This is a genomic window from Pseudomonas sp. KB_15 (genome assembly GCF_052114525.1).
Taxonomy (GTDB): domain Bacteria; phylum Pseudomonadota; class Gammaproteobacteria; order Pseudomonadales; family Pseudomonadaceae; genus Aquipseudomonas.
Window position 1 is genome coordinate 1 of record NZ_JBFREX010000065.1, and the last position, 24,919, is coordinate 24,919.

At 59.3% G+C, this 24,919-nt stretch carries 24 protein-coding genes; 13 read left to right on the top strand and 11 right to left on the bottom strand.

Annotated features, from left to right (window positions below):
• Positions 1-151: 151 nt before the first annotated feature.
• Positions 152-1,489, bottom strand: a complete 1,338-nt coding sequence (locus tag AB4Z35_RS28050) for an MFS transporter (RefSeq protein WP_442100744.1) — start codon at positions 1,487-1,489, stop codon at positions 152-154.
• Positions 1,490-1,757: 268 nt separating this feature from the next.
• Between AB4Z35_RS28050 and quiC the strand changes: the two genes are divergently transcribed.
• Together quiC and AB4Z35_RS28060 are read left to right on the top strand one after the other, a co-directional pair.
• Positions 1,758-3,659 (top strand): 3-dehydroshikimate dehydratase QuiC, encoded by a 1,902-nt coding sequence (gene quiC / locus AB4Z35_RS28055; RefSeq protein WP_442100746.1) that lies wholly within the window; start codon positions 1,758-1,760, stop codon positions 3,657-3,659.
• 102 nt (positions 3,660-3,761) lie between these two features.
• Complete coding sequence (locus AB4Z35_RS28060; protein ID WP_442100748.1) at positions 3,762-4,439, top strand: TetR/AcrR family transcriptional regulator; 678 nt, start codon at positions 3,762-3,764, stop codon at positions 4,437-4,439.
• Positions 4,440-4,532: 93 nt separating this feature from the next.
• On the opposite strand, the gene AB4Z35_RS28065 is transcribed toward AB4Z35_RS28060, so the two are convergent.
• The 3 genes from AB4Z35_RS28065 to AB4Z35_RS28075 form a co-directional block, all read right to left on the bottom strand.
• Entirely contained in the window at positions 4,533-5,387 is an 855-nt protein-coding gene (locus AB4Z35_RS28065) for a shikimate dehydrogenase (RefSeq protein ID WP_442100750.1), read from the bottom strand.
• A gap of 5 nt (positions 5,388-5,392) precedes the next feature.
• On the bottom strand, positions 5,393-5,833 hold the full coding sequence (gene aroQ / locus AB4Z35_RS28070; protein ID WP_442100752.1) for a type II 3-dehydroquinate dehydratase: 441 nt from the start codon (positions 5,831-5,833) through the stop codon (positions 5,393-5,395).
• A gap of 140 nt (positions 5,834-5,973) precedes the next feature.
• Complete coding sequence (locus tag AB4Z35_RS28075; protein ID WP_442100754.1) at positions 5,974-6,885, bottom strand: LysR substrate-binding domain-containing protein; 912 nt, start codon at positions 6,883-6,885, stop codon at positions 5,974-5,976.
• Between the two features lie 226 nt (positions 6,886-7,111).
• Here AB4Z35_RS28075 and AB4Z35_RS28080 point away from each other — a divergent pair, with 226 nt between their 5' ends.
• Together AB4Z35_RS28080 and AB4Z35_RS28085 are read left to right on the top strand one after the other, a co-directional pair.
• On the top strand, positions 7,112-7,540 hold the full coding sequence (locus tag AB4Z35_RS28080) for a DUF4160 domain-containing protein (protein WP_442100756.1): 429 nt from the start codon (positions 7,112-7,114) through the stop codon (positions 7,538-7,540).
• Positions 7,537-7,995, top strand: coding sequence for a DUF2442 domain-containing protein (locus AB4Z35_RS28085; protein WP_116264090.1), 459 nt, complete (start codon positions 7,537-7,539; stop codon positions 7,993-7,995). The genes AB4Z35_RS28080 and AB4Z35_RS28085 overlap by 4 nt, the downstream gene beginning before the upstream one ends.
• A gap of 54 nt (positions 7,996-8,049) precedes the next feature.
• Here AB4Z35_RS28085 and trmA read toward each other — a convergent pair whose 3' ends face one another.
• Positions 8,050-9,129: a tRNA (uridine(54)-C5)-methyltransferase TrmA gene (trmA, locus tag AB4Z35_RS28090; protein ID WP_116264089.1), complete on the bottom strand. Its 1,080-nt coding sequence runs from the start codon at positions 9,127-9,129 to the stop codon at positions 8,050-8,052.
• A complete protein-coding gene (locus tag AB4Z35_RS28095) occupies positions 9,126-10,421 on the bottom strand; it encodes an NCS2 family permease (RefSeq protein WP_442100758.1) in 1,296 nt (431 codons plus the stop codon). The genes trmA and AB4Z35_RS28095 overlap by 4 nt, the downstream gene beginning before the upstream one ends.
• A 223-nt stretch (positions 10,422-10,644) precedes the next feature.
• On the opposite strand from AB4Z35_RS28095, the gene AB4Z35_RS28100 reads away from it, so the two are divergent.
• Positions 10,645-11,091: a DUF4879 domain-containing protein gene (locus AB4Z35_RS28100; RefSeq protein ID WP_442100782.1), complete on the top strand. Its 447-nt coding sequence runs from the start codon at positions 10,645-10,647 to the stop codon at positions 11,089-11,091.
• Between the two features lie 68 nt (positions 11,092-11,159).
• A complete protein-coding gene (locus AB4Z35_RS28105) occupies positions 11,160-11,711 on the top strand; it encodes a DJ-1 family glyoxalase III (protein ID WP_442100760.1) in 552 nt (183 codons plus the stop codon).
• A 5-nt stretch (positions 11,712-11,716) separates the two neighbouring features.
• On the opposite strand, the gene AB4Z35_RS28110 is transcribed toward AB4Z35_RS28105, so the two are convergent.
• The gene (locus AB4Z35_RS28110) at positions 11,717-12,967 is read right to left on the bottom strand and encodes an MFS transporter (RefSeq protein WP_008004277.1); all 1,251 of its coding nucleotides are present in this window, start codon (positions 12,965-12,967) and stop codon (positions 11,717-11,719) included.
• Positions 12,968-13,453: 486 nt separating this feature from the next.
• Between AB4Z35_RS28110 and AB4Z35_RS28115 the strand changes: the two genes are divergently transcribed.
• From AB4Z35_RS28115 to AB4Z35_RS28125, 3 genes are all read left to right on the top strand, one after another.
• A complete protein-coding gene (locus AB4Z35_RS28115; protein WP_442100763.1) occupies positions 13,454-14,890 on the top strand; it encodes a cytochrome ubiquinol oxidase subunit I in 1,437 nt (478 codons plus the stop codon).
• 3 nt (positions 14,891-14,893) lie between these two features.
• Positions 14,894-15,901 carry a cytochrome d ubiquinol oxidase subunit II gene (gene cydB, locus AB4Z35_RS28120; RefSeq protein ID WP_442100765.1) on the top strand — a complete coding sequence of 336 codons (1,008 nt, stop codon included), beginning with the start codon at positions 14,894-14,896 and terminating at the stop codon, positions 15,899-15,901.
• An 86-nt stretch (positions 15,902-15,987) separates the two neighbouring features.
• On the top strand, positions 15,988-16,155 hold the full coding sequence (locus AB4Z35_RS28125) for a DUF2474 domain-containing protein (RefSeq protein ID WP_442100767.1): 168 nt from the start codon (positions 15,988-15,990) through the stop codon (positions 16,153-16,155).
• Positions 16,156-16,219: 64 nt separating this feature from the next.
• On the opposite strand, the gene AB4Z35_RS28130 is transcribed toward AB4Z35_RS28125, so the two are convergent.
• Together AB4Z35_RS28130 and AB4Z35_RS28135 are read right to left on the bottom strand one after the other, a co-directional pair.
• Positions 16,220-17,344: a methyltransferase gene (locus tag AB4Z35_RS28130; protein WP_442100769.1), complete on the bottom strand. Its 1,125-nt coding sequence runs from the start codon at positions 17,342-17,344 to the stop codon at positions 16,220-16,222.
• Between the two features lie 175 nt (positions 17,345-17,519).
• On the bottom strand, positions 17,520-18,233 hold the full coding sequence (locus AB4Z35_RS28135) for an autoinducer binding domain-containing protein (protein ID WP_442100771.1): 714 nt from the start codon (positions 18,231-18,233) through the stop codon (positions 17,520-17,522).
• Positions 18,234-18,525: 292 nt separating this feature from the next.
• On the opposite strand from AB4Z35_RS28135, the gene AB4Z35_RS28140 reads away from it, so the two are divergent.
• Positions 18,526-19,302: a ferredoxin--NADP reductase gene (locus tag AB4Z35_RS28140; RefSeq protein WP_442100773.1), complete on the top strand. Its 777-nt coding sequence runs from the start codon at positions 18,526-18,528 to the stop codon at positions 19,300-19,302.
• A gap of 103 nt (positions 19,303-19,405) precedes the next feature.
• Here the strand turns inward: AB4Z35_RS28140 and mscL are convergent, their stop codons facing one another.
• Entirely contained in the window at positions 19,406-19,819 is a 414-nt protein-coding gene (gene mscL / locus AB4Z35_RS28145; RefSeq protein ID WP_008004290.1) for a large-conductance mechanosensitive channel protein MscL, read from the bottom strand.
• Positions 19,820-20,462: 643 nt separating this feature from the next.
• Between mscL and radA the strand changes: the two genes are divergently transcribed.
• The gene (radA, locus tag AB4Z35_RS28150) at positions 20,463-21,830 is read left to right on the top strand and encodes a DNA repair protein RadA (protein ID WP_008004292.1); all 1,368 of its coding nucleotides are present in this window, start codon (positions 20,463-20,465) and stop codon (positions 21,828-21,830) included.
• 130 nt (positions 21,831-21,960) lie between these two features.
• On the opposite strand, the gene AB4Z35_RS28155 is transcribed toward radA, so the two are convergent.
• Positions 21,961-22,329: a PilZ domain-containing protein gene (locus AB4Z35_RS28155; protein ID WP_442100776.1), complete on the bottom strand. Its 369-nt coding sequence runs from the start codon at positions 22,327-22,329 to the stop codon at positions 21,961-21,963.
• A gap of 160 nt (positions 22,330-22,489) precedes the next feature.
• Between AB4Z35_RS28155 and AB4Z35_RS28160 the strand changes: the two genes are divergently transcribed.
• On the top strand, positions 22,490-24,556 hold the full coding sequence (locus AB4Z35_RS28160) for a carbon starvation CstA family protein (protein WP_442100778.1): 2,067 nt from the start codon (positions 22,490-22,492) through the stop codon (positions 24,554-24,556).
• 15 nt (positions 24,557-24,571) lie between these two features.
• Entirely contained in the window at positions 24,572-24,769 is a 198-nt protein-coding gene (locus AB4Z35_RS28165) for a YbdD/YjiX family protein (RefSeq protein ID WP_442100780.1), read from the top strand.
• The last annotated feature ends 150 nt before the right edge of the window (positions 24,770-24,919 follow it).

Consider the following 24,919-nt stretch of genomic DNA (forward strand, 5'->3'; position numbering starts at 1 on the left):
ACGTCAGGCAGGCCGCGTCAGCTGGACTCACGACTGCTTCGCAGCCGAACGCAGCCTCGCGGGCTCGGCAGCTGCTACAAAGGGGGGCGCGGCTGAAACTGACTGGCATTAGGCGTCAGGCCTGAGATCAGGCCTGACGTGGTAGGGAGTATTACTCAGTGACGGTAGGAATCTTGCGCGGTGCCATGAAGTACATCCAGGTCAGCGCGATGAAGTACATCGCCGGAATCAGGGTGAACAGCACGGTGTAATTGTTGTTGGTGACGGTCAGGATGTGGCCGACCAACTGGGTCATGAACATCCCGCCAATCGCCGCACACATGCCGCCGAAGCCGAACACCGTGCTCATCATGTGCTTGGGCGTGTAGTCCATCACCAGGCTCCAGATGTTCGCGGTCCAGGCCTGGTGCGCGCCGATGGCCAGGGAGATGGCGAACACTGCGACCCACAGATTGCTGGAGCCGGCGGCCATGATCACGCCGATGATGCAGCAGGCGAACAGCAGCATTGACATCAACCGCGCCTTGATCGGGTTGATCCCGCGACCGATCAGGAACGAGGAGAGGATGCCGCCGCCGATACTGCCGAAGTCGGCGGTGAGGTAGATGATGATCAGCGGGATACCCATCTGGGTCACGTTGATGCCCAGGTTGTATTGCTGGTTGAGGAACGGCGGCAGCCAGTACAGGTAGAACCAGAACACCGGCGCGGTCATCGAGTAGGCGAGGGCGAAGGCCCAGGTGCCACGCATGCGCAGGATTTTCGAGAACGGTACGCGGGTTTGTTCCGGTTCGACTTCGTGCTGGATGTAGTCCAGTTCCGACTGTTTGACGCTTGGGTGATCCTCCGGGTTGAAGTACTTCAGCCCCCAGAACAGCAGCCAGACTCCGCCCAGTGCCGACATGCACAGGAACGCGGCTTGCCAGCCCCAGACGTGCAGGATCAGTGGCAGCAGCATCGGCGTGAACATCGCGCCGACGTTGGTGCCGGCGTTGAAAATGCCGGTGGCTACGGCACGCTCGCCGGCCGGAAACCACAGCCGTGTGGTTTTCACGCAAGCCGGGTAGTTGGCCGCTTCGGTCAGGCCGAGGATGAAGCGACAGACCATGAAGCCGACCGCCGAAGTGGCCAGGCCGTGGGCGCCGGTCGCCAGACTCCAGAGCAGCACCGCGCAGAAGAACACGCGCTTGACACCGACCCGGTCGATCAATCGGCCTTGCAACACGAAACCGATCGCGTAACCGACCTGGAACCAGAAGTTGATGTTGGCGTAGTCCATCGCCGTCCAGCTCATTTCCTTGGCCAGGATTGGCTGCATCACGCCGAGGGCGGCGCGGTCGATGTAGTTCAGGGTGGTGGCAAAAAACACGAGCGCCAGCATGCCCCAACGGGTTTTGCCGACCGCCATGGCGCCGCGGATTTTGTCGCCGATGCCACCGGCAGTGATGTTCATGGCCGGAGCCATGCGTGAGCTTTGGGAAGGAATCATGTGTACCACCCGTTTTTTGAATTTGTTATTTGGTGTTTTGGACATCGCGGCCGGTGCTGCGTGTCCGGACTTAATGTGAGGACGATGTTGGGCAGTGGACAAAAAATCGTCAATTCGCCAACCACCATTGTGTTCGATAATCGAACACAAAACTAACTGGGTAGTACACTTTAAATTGCTCAATGGGCAACCCGGCTCAATAATCCGCTCACTCTTTTAAAAGCGGCGCAAATTCCCTGTAGCCGAAGCCTCCACCGGGAGCCTAAATATGCAGCGTTCCATTGCCACCGTGTCTTTGAGCGGTACCCTGCCGGAAAAACTCGAGGCCATTGCCGCCGCCGGATTCGACGGCGTCGAGATATTCGAGAACGACCTTCTCTACTACGACGGCAGCCCGCGGGAAATTAAACAGATGTGCGCCGATCTCGGGATCGCCATCACCCTGTTTCAACCGTTCCGCGATTTCGAGGGCTGTCGGCGTGATCGTCTGCCGCGCAATCTGGAACGCGCCGAGCGCAAGTTCGACCTGATGCAGGAGCTGGGCACCGACCTGGTGCTGGTGTGCAGCAACGCCTCGGCCGAGTCCATCGGTGATGAACAGATTCTGGTCGACGACTTGCGGCTGCTGGCTGAGCATGCCGGGGCACGCGGCCTGCGCATCGGTTACGAAGCACTGGCCTGGGGGCGGCATGTGAACACCTGGCAACAGGTGTGGAACATCGTGCGTCAGGCCGATCACCCAAGCCTTGGCGTGTTGCTGGACAGCTTTCACACCTTGTCGCTCAAGGGCGATCCAGGTGCTATCGCCGAGATTCCCGGCGACAAGATTTTCTTCGTGCAAATGGCCGACGCGCCGATCCTGGCCATGGACGTGCTGGAGTGGAGCCGGCATTTTCGCTGCTTCCCGGGCCAGGGTGAATTCGACTTGCCGGGGTTCCTCGCACCGATCATCAAGAGCGGGTACACCGGGCCATTGTCGCTGGAAATCTTCAACGATGGCTTCCGCGCCGCCCCGCCACGAGCCAACGCCGCCGACGGCTTGCGCTCGTTGTTGTACCTTGAAGAGAAAACCCGCGAGCGTCTGGCGCAGCAAGACAAGCCTGCGGCCAACCCCGGGATTCTGTTCGAAACACCCAAGGCCAGCGAGTACAACGGCATCGAGTTTCTGGAGTTTGCCGTGGACGAAAGCCTCGGCGCCAAGCTCTCCCATTGGCTGGAACGACTGGGGTTCGTCAAGGCCGGGCAGCATCGCTCCAAGAGTGTCAGCCTGCTGCGCCAGGGCGATATCAACCTGATCCTCAACTCAGAACCTTACTCCTTCGGCCACAGCTTTTTCGAAGCCCACGGTCCTTCGTTGTGCGCGACCGCCGTGCGGGTCAAGGACAGCGCGAGCGCATTGGCCCGAGCCGTGGCCTACAAGGGCCAGCCCTATCGCGGACTGGTCGGCCCCAACGAATTGGAGCTGGCGGCGGTGCGTGCACCGGATGGCAGCCTGATTTATCTGGTGGATCAGCACGCCGACGTTTATGGCACTGACTTCAATCTGTACCCGCAAGCGCCGGTCAGCGGCGGCCTCAAACGCATCGACCACATGGCCATGGCACTACCGGCCGACAGCCTCGACAGCTGGGTGCTGTTCTATAAGAGCCTGCTGGATTTCGAGGCGGACGATGAAGTCGTGCTGCCGGATCCTTATGGTCTGGTGAAGAGCCGTGCCTTGCGCAGTCGCGACAGTTCGATCCGCCTGCCGCTGAACATTTCCGAGAACCGTAACACTGCGATCTCACACGCTCTGTCGAGTTATCGCGGCTCCGGTGTGCATCACATCGCGTTTGATTGTGATGACATCTTTGCCCAGGTCAGCCGTGCAAAAGAGGCGGGCGTGCCGCTGCTGGATATCCCGCTCAACTACTACGATGACCTGGCGGCGCGGTTCGATTTCGACGACGAGTTCCTCAGCGAACTGGCCTACTACAACGTGTTGTACGACCGCGACGCCCAGGGCGGTGAACTGTTTCATGTGTACACCGAGCCGTTCGAGGGGCGATTCTTCTTTGAGATCATCCAGCGTAAAAACGCTTATGCCGGCTACGGCGCGGCCAACGTCGCGGTGCGGCTGGCGGCCATGGCCAAATCCCGTAGCGGCGCATTGCGCCAGGCGAAGTTGTAGGAAATTCGTAAACGCGGGATTAAACGTGGGCCGCGCGGCTTCCTTCACTGTGGCGCGCAGCCCATAATCGCCAACCTGTGCAGTGATGGCCGTGAGCCCGCAATGACAATGACCTCAGAACTCCCCGCAGCCTCCGTAGAACCGGGTGTCGAGCCGCGCAAGAGTCGCAAGAACAATCCGGAAAAGACCCGCGAGAACATCCTGCAGGAGGCGATCGTCGAATTCGTCCAACAGGGGCTTTCCGGTGCTCGCGTCGATGCCATCGCCGAGCGCATCCACACCTCCAAGCGCATGATCTATTACTACTTCGGCAGTAAGGAGCAGCTCTACGTCGAGGTCCTGGAGAAGCTTTACGGCGATATCCGCAGCACCGAAAGCCGCCTGCACCTGACCGAACTGGCGCCGGTGGAAGCGATTCGGCGGATGGTTGAGTTCACCTTCGATCACCATGATCGCAACGTCGATTTCGTGCGCATCGTCAGTATCGAAAACATCCACAACGCCGAGTATGTGAAGCGTTCCGAGGCGATCAGGGCGATGAACAACACCGTTCTCGATTCCCTCGATGTGATTTTGCGTCGTGGCGTAGAAGAGGGTGTCTTCCGCGCCGGCCTGGTGCCGCTGGATGTGCATCTGCTGATCAGTTCGTTCTGCTTTTATCGCGTCTCGAACCGCCATACCGTAGGTGAGATTTTCCAGATCGACTTGCCGGATGAGTGCATCAAGCAGCGTCATCGCGAGATGATTTGCGAGGCGGTTCTGCGGTACCTGCAGGCGTGATTCAGCTGTGTGAATCGCCTTTGTGAGCCAGCCTGCTGGCGATAGCGATCTGCACGATCGCCATCGCCAGCAGGCTGGCTTCTACAAGTTGCGTCAGTCATTCATGCTCTGGAAATGCTCAAGCATTCGCTGGGCATCCGGTACCACGCCGCTGAACAATTCGAACGCCTTCACCGCCTGAAACACCGCCATGTTGCCGCCGTCCAGCGTCTGGCAACCGAGGGCGCGGGCGTTGCGCAGCAGTTCGGTTTCCAGCGGGAAGTAAACGATCTCCGCCACCCACAATTCGGCCCGCAGCAGCTCGACCGGCACCGGCATGCCTGGCAGTTTTTTCATGCCCATCGGCGTAGTGTTCACCAGGCCGTCAGCCTGGGCCATGGCGCTCGGCAGGTCATACCCGGCCACGGCCCGACCGGCGTTGAAATGCTGATTGAGATTGTCGGCCAGATCCTGGGCGCGGCGGATGTCCACGTCAAAAATGTTCAGCTGTTGTACGCCTTCGCTCAACAACGCGTGGGCCACCGCCGCACCTGCGCCACCGGCCCCCATCTGTACGACACGTTCAACGGCAACGCCCTTCAAGCCCCGGCGAAAACCCTCGGCAAAGCCCAGGCAGTCGGTGTTGTGGCCGATGCGTTTGCCGTCCTTGAGCACCACCGTGTTGACCGCGCCGATACCGCGGGCCTCCGGCGAGAGTTCGTCGAGCAGCGGGATGATCGCCTGCTTGCATGGAAAGGTGATGTTCAGCCCGGTGAAGTTCATCCGTTCGGCAGCCATCAGCAGGTCGGGCAGGGCGTTGCTGTCGAGTTTCAACTGATCAAGATCTATCAGGCGATAGAGGTAGCGCAGCCCCTGGGAATCGCCTTCATGCTCGTGCAAGGCCGGTGTGCGGGAAGCCTGGATGCCGGCACCGATCAGCCCGGCCAGTATCACGTGGTTCTGAGTCACAGCGATTACCCCTTCAAACGATGACTGAAGTGTTCCAGCGCCAGGCGATAGCCGTGACTGCCAAAGCCAGCCATCACCGCCGTCGCAATGGCGGATACGAACGAGTGGTGGCGAAAGGGCTCGCGGGCATGCACGTTGGACAGATGGACTTCAATCACCGGCAGTTCGCTGGCGACCAGGGCGTCGCGGATGGCGACCGAGGTGTGAGTCCATGCAGCAGGATTGATGACGATCCCGGTGCAGCGACCGCGGGCGGCGTGAATCCAGTCGAGCAGTTCGCCTTCATGGTTGGTCTGGCGAAACTCCACTGCCAGGCCGAACTCTTCGGCGGCACGTGCGCACATGGTCGAAATATCTGCCAGGGTTTCGTGGCCGTAAGTCGCGGGTTCACGGGTGCCGAGCAGGTTCAGGTTCGGGCCGTTGAGCACCAGAACGATAGGGGACATCGGAATCTCTCCACTTATTATTTTTGGAATCGGCCGAGTGTTTCAGCCTGTGGAGATAAATTGTACTAACTGGTTAATTTGGTCAATTGATGTGAAGACATGCTGGCTGTTTGTGGGCGGTGATCGGACAATTTCGCAGGTCAGCGCGGCAGGTGCTCCACGAGGAAATCGATAAACGCCCTCAATCGCAACGGCACATGTCGACTTTGCGGGTACAGCAAGGTAAACGGCCGCGAGCGCCCGCCATAGGGCTTGAGCACTTCCACCAGCGAGCCGTCGGCCAGTTCCTTTTCCACGATAAAACGATAGGTCTGAAACAACCCCGCCCCGTGTTTGGCCAAGGTGACACCGCCCAGTACATCATCGGAACAACTGAGGTTGCCCTCGGCCAGAATCTCCCGGGGCACGCCTTCATCGTTGAACAACCAGGCAATGCGCCGGCCGCTGCTGGGCAATTCGTACTGAATGCATTCGTGCTGTTCGAGGTCGTCGAGGGTCTGCGGAGTGCCGGCCCGTTTCAGGTAATCAGGGCTGGCGATCATCACCAGGGCGGCATCTTCCAACTGGCGGGCGATCAGGCCGGAATCCGGGATGGCTCGCACGCGAATCGCCATGTCGTAGCCTTCGCCGACGAAATCGATGTTGCGATTGCTGATATGCGACTCGACCTTTACCGCCGGATAGCGCGCGCGGAACCCGGGCAACAGCGGCAGGATTCGATGATGCGCGTAGGTGGTCGGAATACTGATGCGCAGAGTACCGGACGGCACTTGCTGCTGGCCCATCACCTCGCGCTGAGCCTCGACCAGTTGCGCCAGGGCCTGGCGACATTCTTCGTAATAACGGCGACCACTGTCAGTGAGCTTCACGCTACGCGTGGTGCGCGCGAACAGGCGCACGCCCAGGCGTTCTTCCATACGCGACACCGATCGGCTCACGGCAGCGGGCGTGACACCTGCCACCAGCGCCGCGGCAGTAAAACTGCCAGCCTCGGCGGCCAGGCAAAACAGCTCAATGCTGCCCAACTGAAGATCGTCGAATTGTCGCTGCATGATTGATTACACCGGGGATCAAATGAAGAAACTGGATCAGTATTTATCAGGTGCCCGCGCTGTAAAGAAAGGATTTCTTACCAAATCGCGTGGCGTTCCGCAGGTCCGGGAATTACCAGGACGCTAGCCTGATGACGGAAGAAATGATTCGGCTGCCAATGCCAGTGGTCGGTTTTTCCAGGGAGTGTCGGGTCCTCGGATCCATTAACCTAACGGATGGGTTAACATGAAGGTATGCAGTTTCAAAGGACTGTCGGTAGTGATCATGTTGCGAGACGAGCATTGTCCGCCTCATGCGCATGTGAACGCGGGTACGTGGAGTGCGAGATTCAGGTTCAGCTTTTGGCATAACGGCGTCGAGCTCTGGGATGTTGTTCCGCTTTCGCGTCGGCCACCGTTGGCGGTGCTTGAGGGTTTGCGCCAGTCGCTCAAAGAACCTGCCCATTTGCGGCGCGCCCGTGGCGTCTGGTGGCGAAAATTGCAAACGGTCTGTCTTGATAATCAACTGTGGGACTGGCAAAGCAACGAAGTCGTTGTGGTGAAAAGGGTTGTCAGCACGACCAATATGATTGAATCGGCTTGCTACGTACCTGAATCGAACAAGACGTTGCTGTCCCTGATCGGTGCACAGGAAAGTGTGGAGATCGAGTTATGAAAACGATAAGAGCCAAGGTTCAGGCCGATAATCCCGTAACGGAAAGCAGCCTGAGCAAAGCCATTGAGCGTGGCGAGTTACGCAGAAAAAACAGCCTGCAAGCGACAGCGGTTACCTACCTGGCTCCCTGTCTGGCCCCCTGTCTGGCAGTGGTCTTCGAAGACGGCAGCGGCGTATTGTTGCCCGTGGCCAACTATCCGGAGTTCGATGATTTTGAGGTCGAGGACTACGCCAGTCTGACTGTCGGCTACGCGGGTACTGCACTGTGCCATGAAGGCAAGGACCTGCATGTATCTATCGCCGGGATGATTTCTGCGAGCAAGCCGCTGATGGCCATGGCGGCCTCGGTCGTCGCTTCGCGCAATGGTCGCCAGAGCAGCGCCGCAAAGTCTGAAGCCGCGCGGGCCAACGGCAGGAAAGGCGGGCGCCCGCGCAAGGTCGATGTTGTCGTGTAAGCGTCCACAAAAAAGCCGTCGTGAAGACGGCTTTTTTGTGCCTGGCAGGCGCCATCAACGGCGGGTCAGCATCACCCCGGATTCCATGTGATGGGTCCACGGGAACTGATCGAACATTGCGCATCGGGTGATGCGGTGGGTGTCGTGCAGTTGGGCGATGTTGGCTGCCAGGGTCTCCGGATTGCAGGAGATGTACAGGATGTTGTCGAAGCGCCGGGTCAGTTCGCAGGTGTCCGGGTCCATGCCGGCGCGGGGCGGGTCGACGAACACACTGCCGAACTCGTAGCTCTTGAGGTCGATGCCGTGCAGGCGGCGGAACGGACGCACTTCATTCAGGGCTTCGGTCAGCTCCTCGGCGGACAAGCGCACCAGGGTGACGTTATCCACTGCGTTTTCGCTGAGATTGCTCAGCGCCGCGTTGACCGAGGTCTTGCTGATTTCGGTGGCCAGCACTTTGCGTACGCGGGTGGCGAGCGGCAGGGTGAAGTTGCCGTTGCCGCAATACAGCTCCAGCAAATCATCGGCGCGATCCCCGAGCGCATCGTACGCCCAGTTGAGCATCTTCTGGTTCACCGTGCCGTTGGGCTGGGTGAACGCGCCTTCCGGCTGGCGGTAGCTGAAGGTGCGGCCGCCGACGTCCAGTTGCTCGACCACGTAATCGTGGCCAATGACTTCGCGCTTGCCCTTGGAGCGGCCAATGATGCTGACGTTCAGGTCCGCGGCCAGTTTCGAAGCCGCGGCGTGCCAGTGCTCGTCCAGCGGGCGGTGATAACACAGGGTGATCATCGCATCGCCGGCCAGGGTGGTCAGGAACTCGACCTGAAACAGCTTGTGGCTCAGGGCGGCGCTGGCTTGCCATGCAGCCTTTAGCTGCGGCATCAACTGGTTGATGCGCAGGCTGGCAATCGGGAACTCTTCGATCAGGATTGGCGTACGTTTGTCTTCCTGGGAAAACATCGCGTAATGACGCTCGCCGGCTTCACGCCACAGGCGGAACTCGGCGCGCAGGCGGAAGTTTTTCAGCGGCGAATCGAAAACGGCTGGCTCGGGCGCATCGAACGGGGCCAGCAGGTCACGCAAGCGCGTGACCTTTTCTTCGAGCTGAACGGCGTAGGCCTGGGAATCAAAAGTCATGCGTTGAACCAACCCAGCTTGATCACGAACAGAATCGACAGGATCACCAGCGCCGGGTTCAGTTCACGGCCACGACCGGACATCAGCTTGATGGCGGTCCAGGAAATGAAACCGAAGGCGATGCCATTGGCGATGGAATAAGTGAACGGCATCGCCAGCGCGGTGATCACCACGGGCGCGGCAACGGTGATGTCGTCCCAGTCTATTTCGGCCAGGCCGGATGTCATCAGCACGGCGACGAACAGCAGGGCCGGTGCAGTAGCGAAGGCTGGAACGCTGGCGGCCAGTGGCGAGAAGAACAGCGCCAGCAGGAACAGGATCGCCACCACGATGGCGGTCAGGCCGGTGCGGCCACCGGCACTCACACCGGCGGCGGATTCGATGTAGCTGGTGGTGGTCGAGGTGCCCAGCAGGGAGCCGGCCATCGCCGCAGTACTGTCGGCGATCAGCGCGCGGCCCATTTTCGGCATGTGGCCGTCTTTGCGCATCAAACCGGCACGCTTGGCCACACCGATCAAAGTGCCGGAGTTATCGAACAGGTCGACGAACAGGAACGCAAAAATCACGCTGACCAGACCGATGTCCAGTGCGCCCTTGATGTCCAGTTGCAGGAAGGTCGGGGCCAGCGATGGTGGCATCGACATCACGCCGCCGAACGGAGTGAAGCCCATCACGATCGAAACGATGGTCACCACCAGAATGCCGATCAGCACTGCACCGCGCACGGCAAGGGCTTCAAGCGCGACGATCAGGGCAAAACCGAGGGTGGCGAGGATCGGAGCCGGTTGTTTCAGGTCGCCGAGGCCGACCATGGTCGCCGGGTTGCTGACCACGATACCGGCGTTGTGCAGTGCGATCAGCGCCAGGAACAGGCCGATGCCGGCAGCGATCGCCGAGCGCAGCGGCAGCGGGATGCTGTTGATGATCCATTCACGGATGCGGAAGATCGACAGCAGGAAGAAGCACACCGCCGAGATGAACACCGCGCCCAGTGCAACTTGCCAGGTGTGGCCCATGTGCAGGACCACGGTATAGGTGAAGAAGGCGTTCAGACCCATGCCTGGCGCGAGGGCGATCGGGTAGTTGGCGATCAGGCCCATGGTCGTGGAGCCGATGGCGGCTGCCAGACAGGTGGCGACGAACACCGCGCCCTTGTCCATGCCGGTCTCGCCGAGGATGCTCGGGTTGACGAACAGAATGTAGGCCATGGCCAAAAAGGTCGTGATGCCCGCCAGAATCTCGGTCCGCACGTTGGTGTTGTGTGCCTTGAGTTGAAACAGCCTTTCCAGCATGTCTGCTCCCCGTGGCGCGCCGGGCGCCGTGAATGTATCGACCTCAACAGCAAAGCACAGGCAGCAGAACGCGCCTGGAAATTACTGTGGGCCGGAAAAAGCCGCGCATCATACCAGTAGCTTGGGAATATGGCTGCTTATGGCGGTGATCGTCGTCGATGTTTTGCGACAAAGCCAAGTGCGCCATACTGCGCGCTGGTTTTTCGGGGTGGAAAGGTACTGCATGAAAAGGCGTCTGGTTAGCGTGTTCGGCGTATTGATGGCGTTGCTTCTCGGGACCCAAACGGTCGTGGCGGCCTCGGCTGCGCCACTGACGCAATTGAAAGTGCTCAAAGTCGCGTCGCCATCCTGTGGCGTTGAAAATATCGACGAAGGGCAAACCCGGACTCGCTGCGATCACAATGGCCCGAACATCACAGTGTACGTGCTGGAAGTGGGTTATGGACGCGAGGCCCATGTCGCCCTGGACGGTTTCGAAGTGAATGGCACCCGCACACCGGTCTGCGCGTTCAAGAACGGCAACCTGACCAGTTGTACGCCTGGCGAGACAACCGTCGGCTATTTGTATGCCCTCGATCTGGCTGGCAAGCAGGAAGGCACACTGACCTTCAGTAATACCTCGATCAATGCGCCCGGCAATACGATGTCGACGCAGCTTTACATCCAGTAGCCACATGTCTCGAACAAGGCGCGGGAAAGCTGACTACGCTTAAAAGATCATTCCGTGGACAGTCCCCGATGACCTTTAGAGCCTTGATAGCCCTCGCCGAGGGCACCGATGACCTGCAAACCGTGACCCTGATCGACGTACTGCGCCGCGCCAAAATAGAAGTGGTGGTGGCCAGTATCGAAGGGCGGCGCATGCTTACCTGCGCCCGCGGCACTCGCCTGACGTCCGATGCGATGCTGGTGGACTTGCTGGCGCAGCCTTTCGACCTGATCGCCTTGCCGGGTGGAGCGGTGGGTTCGCAGCACTTGGCAGCACACCAACCCCTGCAACAATTGATCAAGGACCAGGCGGCAGCCGGTCGCCTGTTCGCCGGCATTGCCGAAGCGCCCGCCCTGGCGCTGCAGGCCTTTGGTGTATTGCGTCAACGGCGCATGACTTGTCTGCCCTCGGCCAGCCACCAACTGTTGGGCTGTAACTTCGTCGATCAACCGGTAGTGGTCGATGGCAACTGCATCACCGCCCAGGGCTCGGCTGGCGCATTGGCATTTGCCCTGGCGCTGGTGGAACAACTCTGCGGAAAAGCCACACGTGCGGCGGTGGCGGGGGAGTTGTTGGTTTAGCCTGCTTAGACTTTCGCTTCTTCCTTCTCTTCATCTTTAGCCACGTGCATGCGATCGCGGCTGGCCAGGGTCGGGAACAGTTTGACCCACACCCCGGTCACCACCAGGGTACCGATCCCGCCCATGACCACGGCTGGCACGGTGCCGAACCAGTGGGCAGTCAGGCCCGATTCGAACTCGCCCAACTGGTTCGAGGCACCTATGAACAAGCCGTTCACAGCGCTGACCCGGCCACGCATTTCGTCCGGGGTTTCCAGTTGCACGAACGAGGCGCGGATCACCATGCTGATCATGTCTGCCGCGCCCAACACCACCAGCACCGCCAGGGAAAACCAGAACGAGGTCGACAGGCCGAAGGCGATGGTTGCCACGCCGAAGATGCCCACGGCGGTGAACATCACCCGCCCGACGTTGCGCTCCACGGCAAACCGCGCCAGGAACAGCGACATCAGTAGCGCACCCACTGCCGGTGCCGAGCGCAGCAGGCCCAGCCCCCACGGGCCGGTTAGCAGGATGTCCTTGGCAAACACCGGCAGCAACGCCGTCGCTCCTCCCAACAGCACCGCAAACAGATCGAGGGAGATCGCCCCGAGAATGTCCGGACGACTGCGGATAAAGCGAATGCCCGCCAGCAGTGAATCCAGCGTGGCCTTGCCCTTGTTCAGCGGTGTCTGCCGGGCCGGCAGGTTGAGCATCAGCGAACAGGCGATGACGTACAGCAGCACCGTCGGGCCATACACCCAGACGCTGCCGAAGGCGTAGAGCAAACCGCCGAGGGCCGGGGCGACGATGGTGGCCGATTGCTGGGCCGATTGGGCGGCGGCCACCGCGCGGGGAAACAGCGCGCTGGGCACAATGCTTGGCAGCAGGGCTTGGGTGGTCGGCATTTCAAAGGAGCGAGCGGCACCGAGCAGGAAGGCCAGGATAAAGATCATTTCCCGAGTGACATGGTCGGTCGCGCTGCCGATGGCCAGCGACAGGGCGATCAATGCCTGCAAGGACTGGCAGATCGCCGCGACCTTGCGCCGGTCATAGCGGTCGGCGACGTGCCCTGTGTGCAGCATGAACAGCACGCGCGGGGCGAACTCGACCAGGCCGACCAGACCCAGGTCGAGCACGTCGCCGGTCAATTGATACAGGTTCCAGCCGATGGCCACGGTGAGCATCTGGAAGCCGCTGGCGGTAAATATCCTGGCCAGCCAGAACGCGAGAAAAGGGCGATGGTGACGTAACAGCAAGGGCTCTTGGCTGGGCATCTGCGGGGAAATCTGGGGGAGAGGGGAATGGCGAGATTATCACCAACCTGTAACAGGAAGTTGCCGTGAAAAAAATTTAGTTAGCCAGACATCGATATCGAGAACACTGCCATTAACTGTAGGAGCGAGCCTGCTCGCGATAGCGGTGTGACATTCAGCAATGATGTTGACTGACAGACTGCTATCGCGAGCAAGCCCGCTCCCACAGGAAATGTATTTCAGCTCGTGACCAAGGCCATGAGGCAACTTGTCACGCGGCAAAAGACCACGCGGTTCATCCCCGAAATTGGGACTACTCTTTCAACGTTGATTGATCCAGATCAAAACCCGCAAAAGGAATTGATCCGGCGGCCGCAAGGCCAGACTCCCTGCGTTGTGATGCGTGCAAAAAAAAGAACAAACAGAGATTCGCCACACTCCATATCCGTGGGGGCCGTGGGTGCAGGCTTCCAGCCAGCAGCCGTACTACCTGACAGAGGAAGACTTATGTTCGGTTTAGAGGCACTTGATCTCGCCCGAATTCAGTTCGCGTTCACCATCTCGTTCCACATCCTGTTTCCGGCCATCACCATCGGCCTGGCGAGTTACCTGGCGGTACTCGAAGGCCTGTGGTTGAAAACCCATAACGACACCTACCGTGACCTCTACCATTTCTGGTCGAAGATCTTTGCCGTCAACTTCGGCATGGGGGTGGTTTCCGGCCTGGTGATGGCCTATCAGTTCGGCACCAACTGGAGCCGCTTCTCGGACTTCGCCGGTTCCGTGACCGGGCCGTTGCTGACCTATGAAGTGCTCACGGCGTTCTTCCTCGAAGCCGGATTCCTCGGCGTCATGCTGTTTGGCTGGAACAAGGTCGGGCGCAAGCTGCACTTCTTTGCCACGGTCATGGTCGCCATCGGCACACTGATCTCGACCTTCTGGATCCTGGCCTCCAACAGCTGGATGCAGACCCCGCAGGGCTTTGAGATCGTCAACGGTCAGGTCATACCCACCGACTGGCTGGCGGTGATCTTCAACCCGTCGTTCCCATATCGCCTGATGCACATGGCCACGGCAGCCTTCGTCGCCACGGCCTTCTTCGTCGGTTCCTCCGCGGCCTGGCATTTGCTGCGCGGCAAGGACAACCCGGCGATCCGCAAAATGCTGTCGATGGCCATGTGGATGGCATTGATCGTCGCGCCGATCCAGGCGGTCATCGGTGATTTCCACGGCCTCAATACACTTGAGCATCAGCCAGCGAAAATCGCTGCGATCGAAGGCCATTGGGAAAACAAGGGCAACGAGGCAACTCCGCTGATCCTGTTCGGCTGGCCGGACATGAAGGAGGAGAGAACCAAATTCGCCGTCGAAATCCCGTACCTGGGCAGCCTGATCCTCACGCACTCCCTGGATAAACAGGTGCCGGCGCTCAAGGAGTTCCCGCCTGAAGACCGGCCAAATTCGACCATTGTGTTCTGGTCGTTCCGGATCATGGTGGGCCTGGGCTTCCTGATGATTTTCACCGGTTTGTGGAGCCTGTGGCTGCGCAAGCGCGACACCCTCTACACCTCGCGGCCGTTCCTGTACCTGGCGTTGTGGATGGGGCCGTCAGGCCTGATCGCGATCCTCGCCGGCTGGTTCACCACGGAAATCGGCCGTCAGCCGTGGGTGGTCTATGGCCTGATGCGTACGGCGGATGCGTCGTCCAACCATAGCTTCATGCAGATGAGCATCACCCTGATCCTGTTTGTCGTGGTTTATTTCGCGCTGTTTGGCGCCGGTCTTGGCTACATGATGCGCCTGGTGCGCAAGGGGCCGAAGACCGACGAAGGCAAGGAAACCAACGACGGCGGCCCCGGCCAGAAACGCACACCGGCCCGTCCGTTGTCTGCCGCCGACGACGATCACGCCGATGCCGGCCACAGCCTGACGAAGGAGATTTGAATCATGGGTATTGATCTTCCGCTGATCTGGGCCGTGATCATCATCTTCGGCATCATGATGTACGTGGTCATGGACGGTTTCGACCTGGGTATCGGCATTCTCTTCCCGTTCATTCCGGGCAAGACGGATCGCGATGTGATGATGAACACCGTCGCCCCGGTCTGGGACGGCAACGAGACCTGGCTGGTGTTGGGTGGCGCAGCGTTGTTCGGCGCCTTTCCGCTGGCCTATTCGGTGGTGCTCTCGGCGTTGTACCTGCCGCTGATCCTGATGTTGATCGGGTTGATTTTTCGCGGTGTGGCCTTCGAGTTCCGCTTCAAGGCCAGGGACGACAAGCGCCACCTGTGGGACAAGGCGTTCATCGGTGGCTCGCTCACTGCGACCTTCTTCCAGGGCGTTGCGCTCGGCGCGTTCATCGATGGCTTGCCGGTGGTCAACCGGCAGTTCGCTGGTGGTTCACTGGACTGGCTGACGCCGTTCACCCTGTTCTGTGGTGTGGCGCTGGTGGTGGCCTATGCATTGCTCGGATGCACCTGGCTGATCATGAAGACCGAAGGCAAGTTGCAGGAACAGATGCATGACCTGGCACGGCCATTGGCCTTCGTGCTGCTGGCGGTGATCGGCGTCGTCAGCATCTGGACCCCGCTGGCCCATGCAGAAATCGCCGCACGCTGGTTCACCATGCCGAATCTGTTCTGGTTCATGCCGGTGCCGATTCTGGTGCTGGTCACGATGTACGGCCTGATCCGCGCCGTGGCCCGCAATGCGCACTACACGCCGTTCCTGCTGACCCTGGTGCTGATCTTCCTCGGTTACAGCGGGCTGGGCATCAGCCTGTGGCCGAACATCATCCCGCCGTCGATCTCGATCTGGGACGCTGCCGCGCCGCCGCAAAGCCAGGGCTTCATGCTGGTGGGCACGCTGTTCATCATCCCGTTCATCCTGGGCTACACCTTCTGGAGCTACTACGTGTTCCGCGGCAAGGTCACCCATGAAGACGGTTACCACTAGCCCTGTGAACCACGAACCTGTGGGAGCGAGCTTGCTCGCGATGGCGTCCTGACAGACGCCATCGATCTAACTCGGAGGATTTATCAATGAACGGCAAACACACCCTGCACGACATTGAAGAAGCCGAAAAAAAGCCGCTGTGGCAGCGGCTCGGCTGGTTGGYCCTGATCTGGGTCGGCAGCGTGGGTGCCTTGTTCATCGTCGCCAGCCTGATGCGTCTGTTCATGAACGCTGCCGGCCTGACCACGCACTGACATCTCTCCCGTGGCCTCAAGGCACGGATTTACGACCCTCCGACCGGAGGGTTTTTTTTGCCTGTTACTTGCGCGCCTTGAGAATCACGAATTTCGGATTGGCCGCCACTTGCTCGACACCACGGAACAATCGCGCCAGCTTGCTGTGGTAACCCAGGTGACGATTGCCGACGATATACAGCGCGCCACCCACGACCAGCGCTTCGCGCGCCTGCTGGAACATCCGCCAGGCCAGGAAGTCGCCCACCACTTGTTGCTGGTGAAACGGTGGATTGCACAGCACGACGTCAAGCGATTGCGGTTCCTGGCCGGCCAGGCCATCGCCGGCACGCACGATCACTTCCCGTTCGCCCAGCGCTGCACGCCAGTTCTCGGACGCCGATTGCACGGCCATGAACGATTCGTCCACCAGCGTGTAGTGGGCCTCGGGGTTTTGCAGGGCGCTGGCGATGGCCAGAACGCCGTTGCCGCAACCGAGATCGGCGACCCGCGCCGAGCCGAGGTTTTTCGGCAGGTGTGGCAAAAACGCCCGGGTGCCGATGTCGAGGCCTTCGCGACAAAACACGTTCGCGTGGTTGATCAGTTCGATGGCCGGTTCGTCGAGCTGATAGCGGGTCGGGAAGGGGGAGGCGGCGGGCACTTTGGTTTCAGCGGTTGCGATCAACAACCGGGCCTTCTTCACCGCCAACGAGGCTTGCACCGGGCCGATGTAACGCTCCAGCAAATCCCCCGCCGCCCGGGGCAGATGCTTGATCATGGCCGCGGCAACCACTTGGGCGCCGGGTGCCAGTTGGCCTTGCAGGCGGATCAGTTGTTCCTCCAGCAGCGCCAGGGTTTTCGGTACACGGATGAGCACCCGGTCGAACGGCCCGACAGGGGCTTCGCTGGCGGGGACGCTCGGCACCGCATCAAACGCCAGGCCGTTGCGCACCAGGTTTTTTTCCAGGCCCTGGAAGGCCAGGAACGAGTCGCCGCTGCTGACCACCTGCACCTTGCCCGCCAGGCTGGCCGCCAACGCACCGAAACTGTCATTGAGCACCAACACCCGGGTGTCCGACGCTGGCTGTTGTTCGGCCAGATGATTGAGCAGGTATTCATCGGCCGCATCGAAAGCTTGCAGCGGTTCGTTCTGCTGTTCGGGCTGGCGGATCAGGTCGAGGCTGGCGAAGGGTGTTTCGAGCAAAGGCATGGGGCGGGGCTCTGGGTAATCAACGGATGTCCCGCTGCCCGAAGGCATTGGAGCGGGCGGAGCTGTCCGAGTGCACTGCGTCGTGTAGGTCTACACGCCATCACTCAGGAAGGACCGCAAATGGTACGTTTTTTTTGACTGGATTACCCGCAGGTTTTCCCGCAATCGGGCGCTTTCAGATGGCTCCGGAGCGGGTCGCGGCGATGACTGCCGCAATCTTGTTGTTGACGCCGAGCTTCTCGATAGCCCTGTGCACATGAAAGTTGACCGTGCGTTCACTCAAATTGAGGATCCTGGCAATTTCATAGGCCGTCTTGCCATCGGCCGACAGTTTCAATACTTCGAGTTCCCGTCGTGACAAGGGAGGCGCCTGAGGGCGAGCCGGTTTTTTCGGTTGCATCCCGATCGCCAGAGCGTGCAGATGGCGACTGATGAACACCGAGAATCCAAGGTTCTCGTACAGCTCATAGGCTGAAATCGGGCAGTGGCTTCTGGCCAGACTGAGAATACTGCTCAGACCGGTTTTCTCATCGTGGATCGCATGGGACCAGCCATGCTGCAAGCCTTGTTGCTGCAGCAACTGCCATAGCCATGGCGTCCTGGAAAAAAGCTCTTCACTCCAGAGAACAGGTAACATTGAGTGATTGCAGTGCGCCACTATTGGGTCTATTTGCGTGGTACTGTTTTTTTTATATTGAAAATTCCACTCATGGGGAAAATTGTTCAGGTTTACCGTACTGGCTTCGGCCCCGACTGAGTTCGAGGTAATTGAAAAGCCACAAAATTTATATCCAAGGTTTCTAGCGAAGTTGAGTGCGATTCGGTAGGCAGTATTGATCTCTTGCGTGTGTGACAATTGTTTGAGCTGTGACTCCTTCCAGATTTCCATACAATGATCTCCATTCGTGTGTCTTCCGGGTGCGTATTGGATCCAAAATCCGGCACGTCACGGAGTGTAGGACAGTTCCTACAGTGATGCTTCGACAGATTTGCTCTTTTGACTGTTGGAAAAGTGTGTTCCAGGTTCTTAGGCACTGGATCAGTTATAAATGCCATATGTCATTTTATACTTGCAGCTGTGTGTCGAATTTAGTCATCGATCATTAATGTCACTACAAATTGTCGGTGGTTACGCTGCTTTCTTTGCGGGACACTGGGGTATCTGTTGATTGGAGCCTTCCATGTCCGTCAGTGAAGAAAAATTTACGCGCCAGACCTTGCTCGAGGTTCATCCGTTGACCCCGAACCTGTTTACCCTGCGTGCCACGCGGGATACAGGATTTCGTTTTCGGGCGGGGCAGTTTGCCCGATTGGGCGTCACCAAGGCTGACGGCAGTACGGTATGGCGCGCCTATTCCATGGTGTCCTCGCCCTTTGACGAGTTTCTCGAGTTCTTTTCCATTGTCGTACCGGGCGGTGAGTTCACCAGCGAACTGAGCCGCCTGGGTGTTGGCGATGCTTTGCTGGTCGACCGCCAGGCCTTCGGCTACCTGACACTGGACCGTTTTGTTGATGGGCGCGATCTGTGGTTGTTATCCACAGGCACGGGCGTGGCGCCGTTCCTGTCGATACTCCAGGACTTCGAAGTCTGGGAGAAGTTCGAGCGGATCATCCTGGTCTACAGCGTACGCGAGGCCCGGGAACTGGCTTATCAGGAACTGATCGCGGGGCTGGCGAAACTTGAGTATCTGGCGGAGTACGCACACAAACTGCAATTCATCGCCACAGTCACTCGTGAACAGCATCCTGGCGCATTGAACGGGCGGATCACCACGCTGATTGAAACCGGCGAATTGGAGCGCGAAGCGGGTGTTGCGCTGACGCCTGAGCATTCACGGGTCATGCTGTGCGGCAATCCGCAGATGATCGATGACACGCGCAAGCTGCTCAAGCAGCGTGACATGCACTTGAGCCTCAGTCGGCGACCTGGCCAGGTGGCGGTGGAAAACTTCTGGTAAGAAAAACGGCGCCTCAAAGGCCTAATGCCAGTCAATTAAGCGGTAATGCGATCTGTAGCAGCTGCCGAGCCCGCGAGGCTGCCCGTTTTGTTCGTTATTGCGGTCAAGGCCGATTGTTCTGGGCCTTGAGCAGGTCGCGGATCTCGCCCAGCAACTCTTCTTCCTTGGTTGGAACCGGTGGCAGGCTAGGGGCCACTGCCTCTTCGCGCTTCAGGCGGTTGATGGCCTTGACGCCCATGAAGATCGCAAAGGCGACGATGACGAAATCGATGATGGTCTGGATGAATTTGCCATAAGCCAGCACCACTGCCGGTGTGGCGCCTTCCGCTGCCTTGAGCGTTATGGCCAGATCACTGAAGTCCACGCCCCCGATCAGCATCCCGATTGGAGGCATGATCAGGTCACCGACAAACGACGTAACGATCTTGCCGAAGGCCGCACCGATGATGATGCCGACGGCCATGTCGACCACGTTGCCTTTGACCGCGAAGGCCTTGAACTCATTTAGCACGCCCATAGGTTGTTTCCTTGTTACAGATGAGGTTGATGAACGCAGTGTAAATCAGCAAATTGAATCTTGCTCAGATCAACGGCCTGCTGTGCTTGCCTGCAATCGACTTGTGTGGGGTTGGAAAATTCATCGTTTGATCTCGTCTGGAGGCCGACCAAGTCTTCTGTGCCGATTCGAAAACGGCATTTTTTTCAGTGTCATGGCTTTGATTGCGTGAGCGAACCAGGGTTGAAATACCCTCTCTGAGTCGGTCGTTGAAGTTAATCTGGCAGTTGATGATCAGGGGCAGGTGTTAAAGATTAATTGCAGTTATAGTGGTGTTAACTGTTTCGTTAGTTTAAGCCTTGTMTAACAAGCGCGTGTTTCAGGAACGGATAGCTGCGTTTTGTGTAAGTGTTTTCCGGGTTATGCATTAAGTATTTAAGTGAGCAAGGTTTGTATAAGTTTTAAATCATGCAGCAAGGTATGCCTTTGGAGTTTGTTGGGTGTGTTCAGCAAAAAACTTATACAAGGTTTTTATAAGGAGAATGTATTTCAATAAGTCCTGTTTAATGAGGTGGCTTGAAAACAACAAAGCGTTTACAAAATATCTGGCCGCACTCCTGCGTCTCAGCTGAGCTATCATCGCGTTTTTTTGCCGGGAGTTCCGATGGCCAAGGCCAAGCGCATGTACGGCTGCACCGAGTGCGGCTCAACCTTCCCCAAATGGGCCGGCCAGTGCGGTGAGTGCGGGGCCTGGAACACGCTCACCGAAACCATGGTGGAAAGTGGTGGGGCAGCCGCCCCCAGCGGTCGTACCGGCTGGGCCGGCCAGCAGGCACAGATCAAGACCCTGGCCGAAGTCAGTGTCGAAGAAATCCCGCGCTTCTCCACCGCTTCCAGTGAGCTGGACCGGGTTCTGGGTGGCGGTCTGGTGGATGGCTCGGTGGTACTGATCGGTGGCGACCCTGGCATCGGCAAGTCGACCATTCTGTTGCAAACCTTGTGCAACCTCGCCAAGAGCATGCCGGCACTGTACGTCACCGGTGAAGAATCCCAGCAGCAAGTGGCCATGCGTGCACGGCGCCTGGGGTTGCCTCAGGATCAACTGCGGGTCATGACCGAAACCTGCATCGAAGCCATCATCGCCACTGCCCGTCAGGAAAAGCCCAAGGTGATGGTGATCGACTCGATCCAGACGATCTTTACCGAGCAACTGCAATCGGCACCGGGCGGCGTATCCCAGGTGCGCGAAAGCGCGGCACTGCTGGTGCGTTATGCCAAACAGAGCGGTACGGCGATTTTCCTGGTGGGCCACGTCACCAAGGAGGGCGCGCTGGCTGGCCCTCGGGTACTGGAGCACATGGTCGACACTGTGCTGTATTTCGAAGGTGAGTCCGACGGGCGCCTGCGTCTGTTGCGGGCGGTGAAGAACCGTTTCGGTGCAGTCAATGAACTGGGTGTGTTCGGCATGACCGACAAGGGCCTGAAAGAAGTCTCCAATCCGTCGGCGATTTTTCTGACCCGTGCCCAGGAAGAAGTCCCGGGCAGTGTGGTGATGGCAACCTGGGAAGGCACGCGGCCGATGCTGGTGGAGGTACAGGCGCTGGTGGACGACAGTCACCTGGCCAATCCGCGGCGGGTCACGCTGGGGCTGGACCAGAACCGGCTGGCGATGTTGCTGGCGGTGCTGCACCGTCACGGTGGCATTCCGACCCACGATCAGGACGTGTTTCTCAACGTGGTCGGTGGGGTCAAGGTGCTGGAAACAGCTTCTGACCTGGCACTGATGGCGGCGGTGATGTCCAGCTTGCGCAACCGGCCGCTGCCCCATGATCTGCTGGTGTTTGGTGAAGTCGGGCTTTCCGGTGAGGTGCGTCCGGTGCCGAGCGGTCAGGAGCGTTTGAAAGAAGCCGCCAAGCACGGCTTCAAGCGGGCCATCGTGCCCAAGGGCAATGCGCCGAAAGAGGCGCCGGCGGGTTTGCAGATTATTGCCGTGACTCGCCTGGAACAGGCGCTAGACGCACTGTTCGAGTGACTAACAGACGAAACACAAACCCTGTAGGAGCGAGCCTGCTCGCGATTTCGGTGTGTCAGCCAGCAACAATGTTGACTGTCAGATCGCAATCGCGAGCGGGCTCGCTCCTACAGGGGGAATTCGATGATGACTAGATTTCGATCAGCGCACCGAGTTCTCGCTCCAGCTCCTGCGGATCAGCGAGGTTGAGCTCGATCAATCGCCGCAGGCGCTCGATGGACTCCAGGCTGATGTGCAGGCAGACAAAGCCAAGTTGGCCATGGTCGTCGTGGGTCAATTGCACATCCATGGTGATGTCGGCCTCTTCGCTCAGATGAATGTCGACTAGAAAATCCTGCTGCGGATTGCCCAACCACGGATCGGGTCGCTCGATCAACAACCCCTTGAGCGACAGGTCAATCAACTTCACCGGCCAAGTGGATTCATCCTGACTCAGCTCGGTTCGGGCATCGAACGCAATACGTTTGAAGCGGCGACGTTCGGCAGGGTGCTCGCTCATGGCGCGATCCTCGTAGATGTACGCTGACTATAGACCTGCATTCTTGAAGGCGGCCAGCGCGCGCAGGTGTCTAGACCAATGTCGGGGTATGGTCTTTACCGTCAGGAGCGCTAAACTCGGGGTGGCTGTCTTTCTTGTCCACTCTGGCTGGAATAATAAAATGAAAAATAATAATAGCCCGCTACGCCATCTGCCTTGGCTGGTGCTGGCAATCGTAGGTGCGTGCGCCCTGGGTGTCGTGGCATTGCGCCGAGGCGAGGCAATCAACGCCTTGTGGATTGTGGTCGCTGCCGTGGCCATCTATCTGGTCGCCTACCGCTACTACAGTCTGTTCATCGCTAACAATGTCATGCAACTCGATGCGCGACGGGCCACTCCCGCTGTGCTCAACAATGACGGTCTGGACTACGTTCCGACCAACAAACACATTCTTTTTGGTCACCATTTCGCGGCCATCGCCGGCGCCGGGCCCTTGGTCGGTCCGGTATTGGCAGCGCAGATGGGCTACTTGCCCGGCACGCTGTGGCTGATCGCCGGCGTGGTGCTGGCCGGTGCCGTTCAGGACTTCATGGTCCTGTTCATGTCCACCCGCCGCAACGGGCGCTCCCTGGGTGACATGGTCCGTGAAGAAATGGGCCGCATCCCCGGTACCATCGCGCTGTTCGGCTGCTTCCTGATCATGATCATCATCCTCGCCGTGCTGGCGCTGATCGTGGTGAAAGCCCTGGCCGAAAGCCCATGGGGCATTTTCACCGTGATGGCGACCATCCCGATCGCGATGTTCATGGGCGTGTACATGCGCTACATCCGCCCGGGTCGCATCGGTGAAATCTCCGTCATCGGCGTGCTGTTACTGCTCGGTTCGATCTGGCTTGGCGGGCAGATTGCCGCGGATCCGGTGTGGGCCAAGGCGTTCAGCTTCACCGGTGTACAAATCACCTGGATGCTGATCGGTTACGGTTTTGTCGCGGCCGTGTTGCCGGTGTGGCTGATTCTGGCGCCGCGTGACTACCTCTCCACCTTCCTGAAAATCGGCACCATCGTCGCCCTGGCCATCGGCATCCTGATCACCATGCCCGAGCTGAAAATGCCGGCGCTGACCCAGTTCATCGATGGCACCGGTCCGGTATGGAAGGGCGGTCTGTTCCCGTTCCTGTTCATCACTATTGCCTGTGGCGCGGTCTCCGGTTTCCACGCGCTGATCTCTTCCGGTACCACGCCGAAGCTGCTGGATAACGAAACCAACGCCCGCTACATCGGTTACGGCGGCATGCTGATGGAATCGTTCGTGGCGATCATGGCCATGGTCGCCGCCTCGGTGATCGAACCGGGCGTGTACTTCGCCATGAACAGCCCGGCCGCTGTGGTTGGCGGTGATGTGGTGGCGGTTGCGACAGCAGTCAGCAACTGGGGCTTCGCCATCACGCCGGAAGCATTGCAAGCCGTGGCCCATGACATCGGTGAAACCACCATCCTGGCCCGTGCCGGTGGCGCGCCGACCCTGGCAGTCGGTATCGCACAAATCCTGCACAGTGTCCTGCCGGGTGAAAACACCATGGCGTTCTGGTACCACTTCGCGATCCTGTTCGAAGCGCTGTTCATCCTGACCGCGGTCGACGCCGGCACCCGTGCCGGGCGCTTCATGCTGCAGGACTTGCTCGGTTCGTTCGTGCCGGCCCTGCGCCGCACCGAATCCTGGACCGCCAACCTGATCGCCACCGCCGGTTGCGTGGCCATGTGGGGCTGGTTGCTGTACCAAGGGGTGATCGACCCGCTGGGCGGCATCAACACCTTGTGGCCGCTGTTCGGTATCTCCAACCAGATGCTGGCCGGTATCGCGCTGATGCTCGGCACCGTGGTGCTGATCAAGATGAAACGCCAACGCTACATCTGGGTGACCTTGCTGCCGGCAGCCTGGCTGCTGATCTGCACCACCACCGCAGGCTTCATCAAGCTGTTCGATGCCAACCCGGCGATCGGCTTCCTGGCCCTGGCCAGGAAATACAGCGATGCGCTGGCCAATGGTCAGATCCTCGCCCCGGCCAAGGACATCACGCAGATGCAGCACGTGATCTTCAACGCCTACACCAACGCAACGCTGACCGCGCTGTTCCTGTTCGTGGTGTTCAGCATCCTGTTCTATGCGCTCAAGGTCGGTATTTCCGCCTGGGGCAGCAAGGAGCGTACGGATAAAGAATCGCCATTCCAGGCGCTGCCGGAAGCGTGATCGAGGATTTGCACCATGTTCAATGACCTGAGTCGCCTCGGTAAATACCTCGGTCAGGCCGCGCGCCTGATGGTCGGCATGCCCGACTACGACAAYTACGTCGAGCATATGCARASCAARCACCCGGACAAACCGGTGATGGACTACGAGGCGTTCTTCCGCGAGCGCCAGGAGGCCCGTTACGGCAGTAAAGCCGGACCGAAGTGCTGTTGAGTGAAATAAAAAACCGGCTGAACAGCTAATGCCCGTCAGTCAGGCAGTTTCAGCCGCGACACCCTTTGTAGCAGCTGCCGAGCCCGCGAGGCTGCGTTCGGCTGCGAAGCAGTCGTGAGTCCWGCTGACGCGGTCTGCCTGACGTACCGC

What these genes read in the sequence shown, in the direction of transcription:
- AB4Z35_RS28050 (WP_442100744.1), bottom strand. Translation starts at nt 1,489, where the DNA reads ATGATTCCTTCCCAAAGCTCACGCATGGCTCCGGCCATGAACATCACT.
- quiC (WP_442100746.1), top strand. Translation starts at nt 1,758, where the DNA reads ATGCAGCGTTCCATTGCCACCGTGTCTTTGAGCGGTACCCTGCCGGAA.
- AB4Z35_RS28060 (WP_442100748.1), top strand. Translation starts at nt 3,762, where the DNA reads ATGACAATGACCTCAGAACTCCCCGCAGCCTCCGTAGAACCGGGTGTC.
- aroQ (WP_442100752.1), bottom strand. Translation starts at nt 5,833, where the DNA reads ATGTCCCCTATCGTTCTGGTGCTCAACGGCCCGAACCTGAACCTGCTC.
- AB4Z35_RS28075 (WP_442100754.1), bottom strand. Translation starts at nt 6,885, where the DNA reads ATGCAGCGACAATTCGACGATCTTCAGTTGGGCAGCATTGAGCTGTTT.
- AB4Z35_RS28080 (WP_442100756.1), top strand. Translation starts at nt 7,112, where the DNA reads ATGAAGGTATGCAGTTTCAAAGGACTGTCGGTAGTGATCATGTTGCGA.
- AB4Z35_RS28085 (WP_116264090.1), top strand. Translation starts at nt 7,537, where the DNA reads ATGAAAACGATAAGAGCCAAGGTTCAGGCCGATAATCCCGTAACGGAA.
- trmA (WP_116264089.1), bottom strand. Translation starts at nt 9,129, where the DNA reads ATGACTTTTGATTCCCAGGCCTACGCCGTTCAGCTCGAAGAAAAGGTC.
- AB4Z35_RS28095 (WP_442100758.1), bottom strand. Translation starts at nt 10,421, where the DNA reads ATGCTGGAAAGGCTGTTTCAACTCAAGGCACACAACACCAACGTGCGG.
- AB4Z35_RS28100 (WP_442100782.1), top strand. Translation starts at nt 10,645, where the DNA reads ATGAAAAGGCGTCTGGTTAGCGTGTTCGGCGTATTGATGGCGTTGCTT.
- AB4Z35_RS28105 (WP_442100760.1), top strand. Translation starts at nt 11,160, where the DNA reads ATGACCTTTAGAGCCTTGATAGCCCTCGCCGAGGGCACCGATGACCTG.
- AB4Z35_RS28110 (WP_008004277.1), bottom strand. Translation starts at nt 12,967, where the DNA reads ATGCCCAGCCAAGAGCCCTTGCTGTTACGTCACCATCGCCCTTTTCTC.
- AB4Z35_RS28115 (WP_442100763.1), top strand. Translation starts at nt 13,454, where the DNA reads ATGTTCGGTTTAGAGGCACTTGATCTCGCCCGAATTCAGTTCGCGTTC.
- cydB (WP_442100765.1), top strand. Translation starts at nt 14,894, where the DNA reads ATGGGTATTGATCTTCCGCTGATCTGGGCCGTGATCATCATCTTCGGC.
- AB4Z35_RS28130 (WP_442100769.1), bottom strand. Translation starts at nt 17,344, where the DNA reads ATGCCTTTGCTCGAAACACCCTTCGCCAGCCTCGACCTGATCCGCCAG.
- AB4Z35_RS28135 (WP_442100771.1), bottom strand. Translation starts at nt 18,233, where the DNA reads ATGGAAATCTGGAAGGAGTCACAGCTCAAACAATTGTCACACACGCAA.
- AB4Z35_RS28140 (WP_442100773.1), top strand. Translation starts at nt 18,526, where the DNA reads ATGTCCGTCAGTGAAGAAAAATTTACGCGCCAGACCTTGCTCGAGGTT.
- mscL (WP_008004290.1), bottom strand. Translation starts at nt 19,819, where the DNA reads ATGGGCGTGCTAAATGAGTTCAAGGCCTTCGCGGTCAAAGGCAACGTG.
- radA (WP_008004292.1), top strand. Translation starts at nt 20,463, where the DNA reads ATGGCCAAGGCCAAGCGCATGTACGGCTGCACCGAGTGCGGCTCAACC.
- AB4Z35_RS28155 (WP_442100776.1), bottom strand. Translation starts at nt 22,329, where the DNA reads ATGAGCGAGCACCCTGCCGAACGTCGCCGCTTCAAACGTATTGCGTTC.
- AB4Z35_RS28160 (WP_442100778.1), top strand. Translation starts at nt 22,490, where the DNA reads ATGAAAAATAATAATAGCCCGCTACGCCATCTGCCTTGGCTGGTGCTG.